The following is a 13,080-nucleotide window of genomic DNA, read 5'->3' as shown; positions in this document are numbered from 1 at the left end:
TTGGATTAGGTACGAAGTCGGGAGACTTCGCACAGCATTAGAGATCTTTAACTTCTATTGATAAATCAAATCCCATTAATCCCATCCATAACTTCTTTAAGCAGGCGTAAATTTTTTAATTTAGCCTGATGCTCATAAATTGGAGCGCTAATCATCAATTCGTCCACTTGAGAAATACGGATGAATTCTTTTAATTCGGTAGTCAATGTTTTTGTGCTTCCTACAAACGAACAAGCAGTCATTTGGTTGACGTGAAAACGGGCTTCTTCGCTCATGGCATTCATCAGTTGAGTCAATGAATTTACTGGTGGTTGCAAAGGCTTTCTATTGTTTTGCACCAAATTCTGAAACATTTGATACAAACTGGTCGACAAGATTTCGGCTTCCTCATCCGTATCAGCAGCAATGGCATTGATACAAGCCATCGTTTTGGGAGCAGCCAAAAACTTCGAAGCTTGAAAATGTTCCCGATACAATCGGAAAGCCTCCATCATTTGTCTCGGAGCAAAATGTCCGGCAAACGCATAAGGCAATCCCTTGGAAGCAGCCAAAAGAGCACTCTCTGTACTAGATCCTAAAATCCAAATAGGAACGTTAGTTCCCTCGGCAGGAAAAGCGCGCACTTGTGCCTTGGAATTATCCTCAGAGAAATAAGTCTCCAAAGCTTCCACATTTTTCGGAAACTGTTGCGATTGTTCATAGAAATCTTTGCGAATGGCTTGTGCAGTTTGCACATCAGTACCAGGTGCTCTTCCCAAACCCAAATCAATCCGATTGGGATAAAGAATTTCCAAAGTGCCAAACTGTTCGGCAATAATAAGTGGAGCATGATTCGGTAACATAATCCCACCAGAACCCACCCGAATCGTTTGCGTTTGACTCGCAATATAGCCAATCAAAACCACAGTGGCTGTACTGGCAACGTGTGCCATATTATGATGTTCAGCCAGCCAAAATCGGTTGTATCCTAAGGAATCTGCCAGTTGTGCAAGCTCTTTTGTTTTTTCGAAAGTGGCAGTAGCCGTACTGTCTTGAGAAATTATGGCTAATTCTAATATAGAAATGGGAATGGTCTTGATCATTTTGACTTCAAATTTTAGCAAAATTACTCTTTTACGAAATAACCTCCTTCTTCGGTTGTGTTAATTGATTGGTAATGTTTCTAAAAGTGAATCAGCTTTCAATTGGTAAGAAAAAATAAATATATTTGAGGAAATATAAAGCGAAAAATGAAGAAAAACCCTTTAATTTCCTGCCAAAATATAATTCGCTCCTCAATTCCGATAACTTTCGGAATTAAGGAGCCTTATTCTAAATTATCTACATCAACTATCCATTACGATCCAACCTTTCAATACAATTAATTTTTAGACTACAAAAATTATTTATCTTTTATTAATACATATTTATTGTTATTCAATAAATATGTATTATGTTTGTAGAATAATTTTAAAATCAGAAACAATGAAATCAAAAAACAACTTCGTATTTAAAGCCCTCAGCATTGTAGCTTGGATTATTTTTGTTGGCTTGAGCATTGAAGCCGGTGGTTTAATCGTCAATTTTATATTCAGTGTTTTTAATCCTGAGATTGTCCATAATTTATATCAAAAAATAAACTTAAGCGATATGTACAATCGCAGCCAATGGGCTTTTTACGGTATGTATAGTTTTGTTTTAGTTATTTCGATCTTGAAAGCCTACTTATTTTATATTGTAATCATGCTTTTATTAAAACTCGATTTGGAAAAACCATTCAATAGTTATGTTTCAGAAAAAATTACACAAATTAGCTACTTTACTTTTTCTATTGGACTTTTGAGTTACATAGCGCGACAATCAGCCAAAAATTTGCAACATCGTGGTTACGTAATCGACCAACTAAATCAATTTTGGGTGGATAGTCAGGCGTTTATTTTGATGGCGGCTGTAGTTTATATCATTGCCGTTATTTTCAAAAAAGGACTTGAAATTCAATCGGAAAACGAATTAACAATTTAAATTATGGCGATAGTAGTAAACCTAGATGTAATGATGGCGAAACGAAAAATGTCGCTAAACGATCTTTCGGCAAAGGTAGATTTAACACTTTCCAATCTTTCTATTCTGAAAACAGGAAAGGCAAAAGCGATTCGGTTCAGCACTTTAGAAGCGATTTGCAAAGCCTTAGATTGCCAACCGGGAGATATTTTAGAATACAATAACAAATAAAAATAAACCATAGCTGAGTTCGAATTTGATTCAAAAAAAAAGTGTTTCATAAAATTATTAAACATTTTTTTTAATTTTACAGCCATTTGATAAACCAAAACCATCCCAATTATGTTCACTATTGCCCAAATAAAAGAAGCACATTCCAAGGTTAAATCTGGAGCCGACTTCCCTGTTTACATACAAGATTTAATCGAATTGGGCGTTCAAGGCTATGAAATTTTTGTCAATGATGACCACGAAGAATATTTTGGTACTGACAATTATCGAGTGGCAACACCTGCTAATTATGACCCTATTCCTGTAGCACCATTAGTAAACAAAGAGCGTTTTATCGAATTTCTGGTGATGCATCAAGAAGGTCAAAGCGATTATCTTACTTTTTGCAATCAGGCTGCAGTTTGTGGTATTGCAAATTGGAGCGTGAATATAATTGAAATGACTTGTACTTATTGTGACATATCGAATGCAGCCATACTAATCGAAAAAATTCCAAGCTAGACTGTTTTATAAAATTTTGATGTTTATAGATTGTTGTTGTTTTCTAAAATAGCATTCAATCCCTAAAAGACTAGCTTGAAACCAACATAAAACAGCATAATTGCGATAGCATTTCTAAGCAATAAATCGGGTAATTTTCCGCTCAACATACTGCCTATATAAATTCCTGGCAACGAACCCAACAATAAATGTCCTAATATATTCAAATCTAAATTGCCCATTGTAGCGTGACCCAATCCTGCGACTAATGTCAAGGGAACCGCATGAGCTATTTCAGTTCCAACTAATTTAGGAGTTGGCAAAAGAGGATAAAGAAAAAACAAAGTTACTGTTCCCAATGCTCCTGCTCCAATAGATGTTAGAGTAACTGTAGCTCCCAACATAACCCCAATGGCAACTGTTAAAAAATTTTGTGTTTTACTTTCACTATGAAATTTATCGCCAGCATGTCTTTGAGAAATAACCAACAGTTTCTTTTTGAAAACAATAGCAACCGAAGTAAATAATAAGGCCCAACCCAAACTGTATTTAATTATTTTATTCAACACCTCTAAGTCTGTTTTCAAATTGTGAAGTATCCACAAAGTCAACAATGCAGCGGGAACACTGCCAAGTGTAAGCCAACCTGTTATAGTCCAGTTAATATTTTTCTTCTTATTGTGAACAAATACGCCGCCTGATTTTGTAATGGCTGCATACAACAAATCGGTTCCAACAGCTGTTGATGGCGGTATACCGAACCATATCAATATGGGTGTCATCAATGAACCTCCCCCTACTCCTGTCATGCCTACAATAAAACCAACAACCAATCCTGCAAAAATTAATCCTACTAAATCCATAGATATTATATTATTTTTGTAAATCTAAACAAAAAGCAATACAATACAATACAATACAATTTAAGATTTGTATTAATTATAAAGTTGAAATTTTTAACGATTAAGAACATCCCGTGGTTGATCCATTCAAACATATAAAATTCCTCATCTAAAAAATAAATTGATTCAAGTCAAACTTTTCATAGAAAACCCAAAAAAAGGAGTTCAATAATTTGGTAACTTTTAAACAATTGACACATTTGATTCGGTCTAAGCATAAAAATCGTACTCAAACTTCTATATTTGTTCAATAAATGGTATCTAATGGAAGAATGTATTTCGGTTTTTGATATGCTGAAAATTGGTGTAGGTCCTTCAAGTTCCCACACACTTGGACCTTGGCGTGCAGCCGAACGTTTTTTGGGAGAATTGCGAGCTAATAATAAATTTGAACTTGTAAATTCTATCAAAGTAGATCTTTATGGTTCTCTTTCCTTAACAGGCAAAGGTCACGCCACCGATTTAGCCATAATGTTGGGTTTAAGCGGTCAAGATCCTGAATATATTCCAATTCAAAATATTGCGGAAATTATTGCGGAAATCAAAGAGAATAATATTCTTCAGCTAGGCAATCAAAAAAACATCCCTTTTTCTTTTGAAGAGGACATCATTTTCAATAAAAACTTCCTTCCATTTCACGCCAATGGATTGACTTTTACAGCTTCTTTGCTTGATACTACTGAATATTTATCCACCTACTACTCCATCGGTGGTGGATTTGTTGTGGTAGAACAACGGGTCAATGCCAAAAAGAAATTGGAAATAAAATGTGCTTTTCCGTTCCCCATCCAAAATGCCAATGAATTACTAAATTACACTTTAGAACAGAACAAATACATTTCGGATATTGTTTACGAAAACGAAAAATCAATGCGTTCCGAAGCCGAAATTCATCACGAATTAATGCGCATTTGGAACACCATGCTCGAATGCATGTACATAGGTTGTCATTCCGAAGGGATTCTTCCCGGTGGATTGAACGTTCGCCGTAGAGCATTTGATATGCACCAACACCTCATTGGATTAGCCAACTATGATTCCCCACAAACGTGGTTGGAACAAATTCGATTAACGGAAGTGAAATTTAGACAAATTCTGAAATGGGTTTCGTGTTTTGCCTTAGCTGTCAATGAAGTTAACGCAGCTTTAGGTCGTGTCGTAACTGCACCAACAAACGGAAGTGCTGGTGTAATTCCAGCCGTTTTGATGTATTATTTGGTTATCGAAAATCACAACGCTGGCGAAAAGGAAATCAAACAATTCTTAATGGTTGCCGGAGAAATTGGCAGTATTTTCAAAAAAGGTTCTACAATTTCGGCTGCAATGGGCGGTTGTCAGGCAGAAATTGGCGTTTCCTCGGCAATGGCTGCAGCCGCTTTATGCGAATTGATGGGCGGAACTCCAGCACAAGTTTTGATGGCGGCCGAAATTGCAATGGAACATCATCTGGGATTGACTTGCGATCCTGTGGGTGGTTTAGTTCAAATTCCTTGCATCGAAAGGAATACAATGGGCGCTATAAAAGCCATAAATGCCGCCGAATTAGCCTTAGAAACCGATCCTAAAAACGCTAAAGTACCCTTGGATAAAGTTATTGATACGATGTGGCAAACCGCCAAAGATATGAACAACAAATACAAAGAAACTTCCGAAGGTGGATTGGCAGTAGCTGTAAATATGTCGGATTGCTAAGGAAAGAATCATTTTTTTTTAATCTCCAAAAGTTTATCCTCGAAGCACTGCTTCGGTTTTTTTTGCCACAGATTAAAAAGGATTTTTGAAAATCTGTGAATCTGTGGCTATTATTTCGCTACTACCTCTGGGTTCTGAACCGAGGGTAGTTTATTTTAATTTTCCAAAATACAATTTCTTTACTAACATTTTATTGCTGTCCTTTGCAAACTTAAATTAAAGGCAGAATGATTCAGACTAATCCAGATGAAAATCCAAAAAAGAAAAGCATCTTAGACAAAAACATTACCACACGGGAAGTAATCTTTATGTTTTTTGTAGTTTTATGCTTGTCTCCCTTAATTTCTCCACCAATTGCATTACTAATGGGATTGATAATTGCGCAATTTATAGGACATCCCTATTTGAATTTAAATCACAAAGCAACCCATATTTTATTACAAGTTTCAGTCGTTGGACTGGGTTTTGGAATGAACGTGAACAATGCTTTAAAAGCTGGAAAAGAAGGCTTTATACTTACTGTTATTTCTATTATTGGAACTATTATAATTGGCATTTACTTAGGTAAAATTCTAAAAATAGAAGAAAAAATTTCGTTCCTGATTGCCACAGGAACCGCTATTTGTGGCGGAAGTGCCATTGCCGCTATTTCGCCAGTAATTAAAGCCAATGAAAAACAAATTTCAGTGGCATTAGGAACAATTTTCATCCTTAATTCGGTGGCTTTAGTGATTTTTCCATTTATTGGACATTACCTCCATTTATCCGAAACCCAATTTGGTTTATGGTGCGCGATCGCAATTCACGACACCAGTTCTGTGGTGGGAGCAGCTGGTAAATATGGAACTCACGCCCTAGAAGTGGCCACAACCGTAAAATTAGCCAGAGCTTTATGGATTATTCCAATTGCCATTTTATCGACCTTTATTTTCAAAAATAAAGAAACCAAAATCAAAATTCCCTATTTCATCGGATTGTTTATTTTGGCCATGATTGCCAATACGTATATTCCATTTGTACAAGATTTTAGTCATTATATCACTGATTTTGCAAAAGCCACTTTGACCTTGACACTGTTTCTAATTGGATGTGGATTGTCTCGAAAAGTGTTAGTTTCCGTGGGTTACAAACCATTATTACAAGGTATTGTGATTTGGATTATCATCTCAGTTTCTACATTATGGGCTATTATTTCATTGATTTAATTTGACATTATTATGTTAAAAAACAATAGATTATCCTATTTTATTTTAATACTAATTGTAATTGCTCTTGGTATAACTTCCAGAAAAATGGAAGGTGTTCCAACGTTTTTTGGAGATACACTTTATGCTGTAATGGTTTATTTTGGAATGAGAATGATCCTAATCTATTTAAACTTAAAAAAGACAGCAATTTTGGCTTTGCTGTTTTGCTTTGCAATTGAGTTTATTCAACTGTATAGCGCCGAATGGATGTTGCAAATTAGAAGAACTAAATTTGGACATTATGGCTTGGGACAAGGATTTCTTTGGAGCGATTTGGGTTATTATACTCTTGGAATTATAATTGGTTTTTGGATGGATTCCAGTTGGGTTAGAAGAAAATAATAAAATCAAATTTCAATAAAATTGACAACAATTTAAAACTGAATCTTTCAGAATTTAGCATTTAAAAACAGTAATTTCAATAGATTTTAGAATATTTGACTAATTTTACACTCTAAATTAAAATTTAAAAAGCAAAATGTCTGTAGCTAAAAAAGATTACAAAAGAATCACCACAAAGTCATTAATAGAAATGAAAGCTGATGGACAGAAAATTTCCATGCTTACAGCTTACGATTTTACAATGGCAAAAATTGTTGATGCCGCTGGGGTTGACGTAATACTTGTAGGAGATTCTGCGTCGAATGTTATGGCGGGTCACGAAACGACATTGCCAATCACATTAGACCAAATGATTTATCACGCATCGAGCGTGGTTCGTGCTATCACAAGAGCTTTGATTGTAGTCGATTTGCCTTTTGGAAGCTATCAGTCGGATCCAAAAGAAGCCTTGCGTTCTTCTATCAGAATTATGAAAGAAAGTGGTGGACATGCAGTAAAACTAGAAGGTGGAAGCGAAATCAAAGACTCCATCAAAAAAATATTAAACGCTGGAATTCCTGTAATGGGGCATTTAGGTTTAACCCCACAATCTATTTATAAATTTGGAACTTACACCGTTCGTGCCAAAGAAGAACAGGAAGCTGAAAAACTAATAGAAGATGCTAAACTACTAGAGAAACTGGGTTGTTTTGCTGTAGTTATCGAAAAAGTTCCCGCTGATTTAGCCGAAAAAGTAGCCCAAAGTATTTCGATTCCCGTAATCGGAATTGGTGCAGGTGGTGGTGTAGATGGACAAGTTTTAGTCATTCACGATATGCTGGGAATGAATAATGAATTTAGCCCACGATTTTTGCGTCGTTATATGAATTTATACGAAGGAATGACCACTGCAATTGGTCAATATGTAGCTGATGTAAAGTCTTGTGATTTTCCAAATGAAAAAGAGCAGTATTAATAATTAGCTTTTATTTCAAATTCCTCTTTAATAAATCCATTTTATATGTCAACATTTTTCAATACCACCATTGTTATTCCCTGCTATAATGAGGAAAAAGGAATTTCTAATAGTGAATATTCTAACTTTTTGAATAACAATCCTGAGGCATTGATTTGTTTTGTAAATGATGGTTCTAAAGACAATACTCTTGGAGTTTTGAATGTTTTAAAAGCAAAACATGAAACTCAAATTCATATTCTTTCTCTCGAAAATAACTCTGGCAAAGCTGAAGCCGTTCGAGCTGGAATTAAGTATTGTAATACCCATTTTCAACATCAATACATTGGGTATCTAGATGCTGATTTGGCAACCACATTAGAGGAATTTATAGCTCTTAAAAATTATTTACAAGGCGAAATCGTCTTTAGTTTTGGTTCTCGAATTCGGAAAATTGGTTCTACAATCGATCGGGAAAACAGTCGGTTTTTGATAGGAAGAGTTATAGCTACCTTCATTTCGAACATTCTTGACATCAAGGTTTATGACACCCAATGCGGTTCAAAACTTTTTAACAGAACTATTTCGGAACATTTGTTCGAAAAGGAATTCATCTCAAAATGGTTGTTTGATGTAGAACTGTTCTACCGAATGATTTTACTATTTGGAAGAGAAAAAGCCACCAAAAAAATGCTTGAAATCCCTTTGAAATTATGGGTCGAAAAAGGAGATTCTAAAGTAAAGCTGAGTTACGGATTTAAACTTTGGTTTGATTTATACAAAATCAGATGTGAATACAAAAAACTTGAAAAGAAATTATCAATCTAAATATATAATAAATGATTTCAGAAAAGCTAAAAAACAACACCAGAATTCTTTCTGTTTCGGTATTTTTAATATTAATTTTTAGATTATTATTGACTATTACCATTCCATTATTGGACAAAACGGAATCCCGTTATGCCGAAATTGCCCGAATTATGCAGGAAACAAAACAATGGATTGTTTTACAAATAGATTATGGAGTTCCTTTTTGGGCAAAACCACCTTTATCAACTTGGCTGTCTGCAGGAAGTTTTGAAGTGTTTGGTGTGAATGAATTTGCTGCCCGATTTCCTTCATTTTTATTGAGTGTCATCCTCATTATTATTGCTGGAAAAATAGTTAAAAAAGACGGCTATTCCTTTTATTTACCAGGTTTTATTTTATTGACAATGCCTGAATTCCTGATACATACAGGAGTTGTATCAACCGATACTTCGCTTGAATTTTGCATCACCATAATGATGATTTCCTTTTGGAAAACAATGCAAAGCGAAACAAAAACCTATTGGAATTATGTATTTTTTATCGCTTTAGGTTTTGGATTTCTTGCTAAAGGCCCACTGATTACCGTGCTTACATTTCCTCCTCTATTTTTATGGTGTTGTCTGGATTTGCAACGATTTAAAGCCGTATTTTCCAAATTTTCAATTATTCTTGGGCTACTAATTACCGCCATAATTGCCCTTCCTTGGTATTATTTCTGCGAAAAACAATCGCCTGGTTTCCTTGATTATTTTATCGTAGGCGAACATTACAAACGCTTTCTTGAACCGGGTTGGAAAGGCGATTTGTATGGCAGCGGTCACTCCCAACCCAAAGGAATGATTTGGTTACTAATGATTGCATTCATGTTTCCGTGGATTCTGGTTGTTTTCTATAAATTATGGAAAAACAAATCCACTATTTTTAAAAACAGTTGGGTTTCTTTCCTGATAGTATGGGCTTTTTGGACGCCTGTATTTTTCACGATATCTAGTAATATTTTGCATACCTATTTGCTTCCTTCAGCCATGCCTATTATGTTTTTAGTGGTTTATTTCTGGGAAGAATTTACTCAAAAAAAACGCTTAATTAACGTGGCACTATTTTTTCCAGCAGTAGTTTTTATTGCCTATTTTGGACTTTTTGTTACAGGAAAATTAGACTATAAATTGAATTCCGATAAATATCTTTTGGAAAATTTGAAAGTGACTACTGAGAACAAAGAAATACCAATTTACTATTGGAAATCCAAAAATTATTCGGGGCAATTTTACAGCAATGGCAAGGCTCAAGTTGTAAAAACAGGAAAGCAATTAGATTCGGTTCAAACGTTGAATAAAAAGCTGTATTTTATAATTCAGACGAAAGAACAGAAAGAAATTTCAAAAAAACTGCTGGATAAAATGACTTTAACCCAAAGCAATTTCAAAACTTCCATTTTTGTAACAAAATAAAGAAGTCTATACCCGATGAAAATACTTTCTGATAAAAATAACCTGCAAATTCTGCACGAAGACAATCATTTAATAGTGGTCAACAAACGTGTAGGCGATTTGGTGCAAGGCGACAAAACGGGTGACAAACCGCTGTCTGATGTGGTCAAAGAATACATCAAAGACAAATACAACAAACCTGGGGAAGTTTTTCTAGGAGTTGTTCATCGATTGGACAGACCAACTACTGGAATCGTTGTTTTTGCCAGAACCAGTAAGGCTTTGACTCGAATGAATGAATTATTCAGCAATCGCGAAACCCATAAAACCTATTGGGCAATTGTAAAAAACAAACCTCAAAATCCCGAAGATAAACTCGTTCATTACTTAAAAAGAAACGAAAAAAACAATACTTCAAAAGCGCATATAAAAGAAGTTCCCGAGAGCAAATTGGCCAGTTTAGATTACAAAATAATCAAAGAACTGAATAACTATTTTGCATTGGAAATCAATCTTCACACCGGAAGACACCACCAAATTCGGGCACAACTTTCAGCTATTGGTTCACCTATAAAAGGCGATTTGAAATACGGATTCGACCGCTCTAATCCTGATGGTGGCATCCATCTTCACGCTCGAAAACTAGGTTTTATTCATCCTGTATCTAAAGAAAATATTATCATTGTGGCTCCAGTTCCAAATGATGTGATTTGGAATGCCATTTAATTTGAAAAAAATGTATCTTTAGAAATTCATTTAATTTTTTAATTTATGGAATCTAAAACCAACATTAGTTTCAGAAAAGAAACTTTGACAAAGTTATTGAATGAAGTCATTCTACACGAAAACGAAATCATGGAGGCTTTATACTTCGATTTCAAAAAGCCAGCATTTGAATCCGTTCTCACCGAAACGAGTTATGTCATCTCCGAATTAAAAGACACCATCAAGAACCTTAATAAATGGGCTAAACCCAGAAGAGTTTTTCCTTCACTATTAAATTTTCCTTCCAAAGATTATATTTTCAAAGAGCCTTACGGTAAAATTTTGATTATTTCACCTTGGAATTATCCTTTTCAATTGGCACTTTGTCCCTTAATATCCGCTTTTGCCGCAGGGAATCAAGTCGTACTGAAACCCTCCGAACTCACACCCAAAACTTCTGAAATTATCGAAAAAATAATCTCAAAAGTCTTCATCAAAAAGGATGTAAATGTTATAGAAGGTGGAATTGAAGTGTCGCAACAATTGCTTTCAGAACGTTGGGATTACATTTTTTTTACAGGAAGTGTATCCGTTGGGAAAATTGTTGCTAAAGCCGCAGCCGAAAATCTAACGCCAGTAACATTAGAACTTGGCGGGAAAAATCCTTGTGTTATTGACGAAACGGCCAATTTGAAACTCGCAGCCAAAAGAATTGTTTGGGGAAAATTTATGAATGCTGGACAAACCTGTATTGCCCCAGATTATATACTGGTTCAAAAAAATATGAAAAGTCATTTTGTGGACTATTTAAAGGAAGAAATTACCAAAGCGTATGGCGAAAACCCTAGTATTTCCCCTGATTTTGCCAGAATTATAAATACAAAAAATTGCCAACGATTAATCAGTTTGATCGACTCTGAAAAAGTGATTTTTGGAGGACAAACCGACATAAAAAATTGTTACATCGCTCCTACTCTAATTGAGGAAACTTCAATAGAAACTGAGGTGATGAAGGACGAAATATTTGGCCCAATTTTGCCTATTCTTACCTACGAGAAGGAAATCGAAATTGATGCTATTATTTCCAAATATGAAAAACCTTTAGCATTTTATATATTCTCCGAAAACCGAATATTCTCAAAACATATGATTCAAAAATATTCGTTTGGAGGTGGTTGTGTCAATGATACTATGGTCCATTTTTCGAATAAAAGATTGCCTTTTGGAGGCGTTGGTCACAGCGGAATTGGCGCATATCACGGAATTTTAAGTTTTGACACATTTTCTCACAAAAAAAGCATTCTTATAAAATCAAATTTATTAGATTTACCTTTTCGTTATGCTCCCTACAAAGACAAATTGGCAACGATTAAAAAAATATTAAACTGGCTTTAAGCCTAAACAAATTAACCAATTAAATACAAAAAATGCATAATACTAAGACTAAAAAAGAGCAAATAGAAGAAATATGTGGGAAAGGATACCAACTAGATTTTGGTACCGTTTTCGAAAATGCTTTCGAGAATTATAAAAAAATTGTATTGTATGCCGGTTTAATGTTTTTAGTTTTTTCTATACTAATTTCAATTATACTGATAACAGGCCTAATTTCCTATGTAGGAATAGAACATATGGAAGAATTTGGCAACAAAATGAAACAACTTTCTACCTTAAAAGTGATGCCGCTAGATATTGCCTTACCACTAAATGCGGGATTATTATTGTTTTCAGCAATCATAAGTCCATTTATGGCAGGATTTTTTAAAATGGCAGATTGTGGCGAAAAAGGAGAAGAATTTCATGTTTCAACCATGTTTACTTATTATAAATTTCCGTATTTTTTAAATATTATTTTATCCATAATTATAATAGGAGTACTCAGTACTGGACTTGCAATGTTTTTGGAAAATGCAGGATTAGGCTTTGTTGGAACGGTAACCAATTTATTGATTTCATTTCTAACCTTTTTGACAATTCCATTAATTGTATTTTCAAATTTGAATGTTGCCGATGCCCTAAAATATAGCGTCCTATTAGTTTTAAAACAACCTTTAATTCTTTTGGGGTTGACAATTGTGGCTGGAATCGGATCGATACTTGGAATTTTTGGACTTTGTATAGGAATCTTTTTCACACTGCCTTTTATGTATTCGATGAATTATATTATTTACAAAAACATTATTGGGGTTGATGAAACAAGCGAAATAACCCAAATCGGAACGGTTCAAGATTAATTGATATCACGATTATTTTTAAATGAATTACCCCGAGGCAGAGCCTCGAGGTATCGTGTTACTCGAAAGTTAACCGTAGCTGGTTTTTGTTAA

The 13,080-nt window shown here is 34.7% G+C and carries 14 protein-coding genes; 12 read left to right on the top strand and 2 right to left on the bottom strand.

What is annotated here, in order from left to right:
* Window positions 1-65: 65 nt before the first annotated feature.
* Entirely contained in the window at window positions 66-1,082 is a 1,017-nt protein-coding gene (locus tag FNW17_RS15135) for an LLM class flavin-dependent oxidoreductase (protein WP_143391518.1), read from the bottom strand.
* A 382-nt stretch (window positions 1,083-1,464) separates the two neighbouring features.
* Here FNW17_RS15135 and FNW17_RS15130 point away from each other — a divergent pair, with 382 nt between their 5' ends.
* The 3 genes from FNW17_RS15130 (at window position 1,465) to FNW17_RS15120 (ending at window position 2,712) form a co-directional block, all read left to right on the top strand.
* Window positions 1,465-2,001: a DUF2975 domain-containing protein gene (locus tag FNW17_RS15130; RefSeq protein WP_143391519.1), complete on the top strand. Its 537-nt coding sequence runs from the start codon at window positions 1,465-1,467 to the stop codon at window positions 1,999-2,001.
* A 3-nt stretch (window positions 2,002-2,004) separates the two neighbouring features.
* On the top strand, window positions 2,005-2,211 hold the full coding sequence (locus FNW17_RS15125) for a helix-turn-helix domain-containing protein (RefSeq protein WP_143391520.1): 207 nt from the start codon (window positions 2,005-2,007) through the stop codon (window positions 2,209-2,211).
* A gap of 111 nt (window positions 2,212-2,322) precedes the next feature.
* Window positions 2,323-2,712, top strand: a complete 390-nt coding sequence (locus tag FNW17_RS15120) for a DUF1398 domain-containing protein (RefSeq protein ID WP_143391521.1) — start codon at window positions 2,323-2,325, stop codon at window positions 2,710-2,712.
* 62 nt (window positions 2,713-2,774) lie between these two features.
* Here the strand turns inward: FNW17_RS15120 and FNW17_RS15115 are convergent, their stop codons facing one another.
* Complete coding sequence (locus FNW17_RS15115) at window positions 2,775-3,554, bottom strand: sulfite exporter TauE/SafE family protein (protein WP_143391522.1); 780 nt, start codon at window positions 3,552-3,554, stop codon at window positions 2,775-2,777.
* A 303-nt stretch (window positions 3,555-3,857) separates the two neighbouring features.
* Here FNW17_RS15115 and FNW17_RS15110 point away from each other — a divergent pair, with 303 nt between their 5' ends.
* The 9 genes from FNW17_RS15110 to FNW17_RS15070 all read left to right on the top strand — a co-directional run bounded on the left by FNW17_RS15110 (window position 3,858) and on the right by FNW17_RS15070 (window position 12,987).
* The gene (locus tag FNW17_RS15110; RefSeq protein ID WP_143391523.1) at window positions 3,858-5,285 is read left to right on the top strand and encodes an L-serine ammonia-lyase; all 1,428 of its coding nucleotides are present in this window, start codon (window positions 3,858-3,860) and stop codon (window positions 5,283-5,285) included.
* 227 nt (window positions 5,286-5,512) lie between these two features.
* A complete protein-coding gene (locus FNW17_RS15105; protein ID WP_143391524.1) occupies window positions 5,513-6,490 on the top strand; it encodes a YeiH family protein in 978 nt (325 codons plus the stop codon).
* Between the two features lie 12 nt (window positions 6,491-6,502).
* The gene (locus FNW17_RS15100) at window positions 6,503-6,874 is read left to right on the top strand and encodes a ribosomal maturation YjgA family protein (protein WP_143391525.1); all 372 of its coding nucleotides are present in this window, start codon (window positions 6,503-6,505) and stop codon (window positions 6,872-6,874) included.
* Window positions 6,875-7,010: 136 nt separating this feature from the next.
* The gene (gene panB / locus FNW17_RS15095; protein WP_143391526.1) at window positions 7,011-7,829 is read left to right on the top strand and encodes a 3-methyl-2-oxobutanoate hydroxymethyltransferase; all 819 of its coding nucleotides are present in this window, start codon (window positions 7,011-7,013) and stop codon (window positions 7,827-7,829) included.
* Between the two features lie 45 nt (window positions 7,830-7,874).
* The gene (locus FNW17_RS15090; protein WP_143391527.1) at window positions 7,875-8,636 is read left to right on the top strand and encodes a glycosyltransferase; all 762 of its coding nucleotides are present in this window, start codon (window positions 7,875-7,877) and stop codon (window positions 8,634-8,636) included.
* Between the two features lie 11 nt (window positions 8,637-8,647).
* On the top strand, window positions 8,648-10,069 hold the full coding sequence (locus FNW17_RS15085) for an ArnT family glycosyltransferase (protein WP_144072076.1): 1,422 nt from the start codon (window positions 8,648-8,650) through the stop codon (window positions 10,067-10,069).
* 15 nt (window positions 10,070-10,084) lie between these two features.
* Entirely contained in the window at window positions 10,085-10,774 is a 690-nt protein-coding gene (locus tag FNW17_RS15080; protein WP_143391529.1) for an RluA family pseudouridine synthase, read from the top strand.
* Between the two features lie 45 nt (window positions 10,775-10,819).
* Window positions 10,820-12,148: an aldehyde dehydrogenase gene (locus FNW17_RS15075; RefSeq protein WP_144072075.1), complete on the top strand. Its 1,329-nt coding sequence runs from the start codon at window positions 10,820-10,822 to the stop codon at window positions 12,146-12,148.
* Window positions 12,149-12,180: 32 nt separating this feature from the next.
* On the top strand, window positions 12,181-12,987 hold the full coding sequence (locus FNW17_RS15070) for a hypothetical protein (RefSeq protein ID WP_144072074.1): 807 nt from the start codon (window positions 12,181-12,183) through the stop codon (window positions 12,985-12,987).
* Window positions 12,988-13,080 lie beyond the last annotated feature (93 nt).

The sequence above is a fragment of the Flavobacterium franklandianum genome, assembly GCF_007097365.1.
In the GTDB taxonomy this organism is placed as follows: Bacteria; Bacteroidota; Bacteroidia; order Flavobacteriales; family Flavobacteriaceae; genus Flavobacterium; species Flavobacterium franklandianum.
Note: the sequence above shows the minus strand (reverse complement) of the source record. Positions and strands in the feature narration are given on the sequence as shown.

Bases quoted from the DNA above. Each gene is read 5' to 3' on its own strand.
- FNW17_RS15135 (WP_143391518.1), bottom strand. From the start codon at position 1,082: ATGATCAAGACCATTCCCATTTCTATATTAGAATTAGCCATAATTTCT.
- FNW17_RS15130 (WP_143391519.1), top strand. From the start codon at position 1,465: ATGAAATCAAAAAACAACTTCGTATTTAAAGCCCTCAGCATTGTAGCT.
- FNW17_RS15125 (WP_143391520.1), top strand. From the start codon at position 2,005: ATGGCGATAGTAGTAAACCTAGATGTAATGATGGCGAAACGAAAAATG.
- FNW17_RS15120 (WP_143391521.1), top strand. From the start codon at position 2,323: ATGTTCACTATTGCCCAAATAAAAGAAGCACATTCCAAGGTTAAATCT.
- FNW17_RS15115 (WP_143391522.1), bottom strand. From the start codon at position 3,554: ATGGATTTAGTAGGATTAATTTTTGCAGGATTGGTTGTTGGTTTTATT.
- FNW17_RS15110 (WP_143391523.1), top strand. From the start codon at position 3,858: ATGGAAGAATGTATTTCGGTTTTTGATATGCTGAAAATTGGTGTAGGT.
- FNW17_RS15105 (WP_143391524.1), top strand. From the start codon at position 5,513: ATGATTCAGACTAATCCAGATGAAAATCCAAAAAAGAAAAGCATCTTA.
- FNW17_RS15100 (WP_143391525.1), top strand. From the start codon at position 6,503: ATGTTAAAAAACAATAGATTATCCTATTTTATTTTAATACTAATTGTA.
- panB (WP_143391526.1), top strand. From the start codon at position 7,011: ATGTCTGTAGCTAAAAAAGATTACAAAAGAATCACCACAAAGTCATTA.
- FNW17_RS15090 (WP_143391527.1), top strand. From the start codon at position 7,875: ATGTCAACATTTTTCAATACCACCATTGTTATTCCCTGCTATAATGAG.
- FNW17_RS15085 (WP_144072076.1), top strand. From the start codon at position 8,648: ATGATTTCAGAAAAGCTAAAAAACAACACCAGAATTCTTTCTGTTTCG.
- FNW17_RS15080 (WP_143391529.1), top strand. From the start codon at position 10,085: ATGAAAATACTTTCTGATAAAAATAACCTGCAAATTCTGCACGAAGAC.
- FNW17_RS15075 (WP_144072075.1), top strand. From the start codon at position 10,820: ATGGAATCTAAAACCAACATTAGTTTCAGAAAAGAAACTTTGACAAAG.
- FNW17_RS15070 (WP_144072074.1), top strand. From the start codon at position 12,181: ATGCATAATACTAAGACTAAAAAAGAGCAAATAGAAGAAATATGTGGG.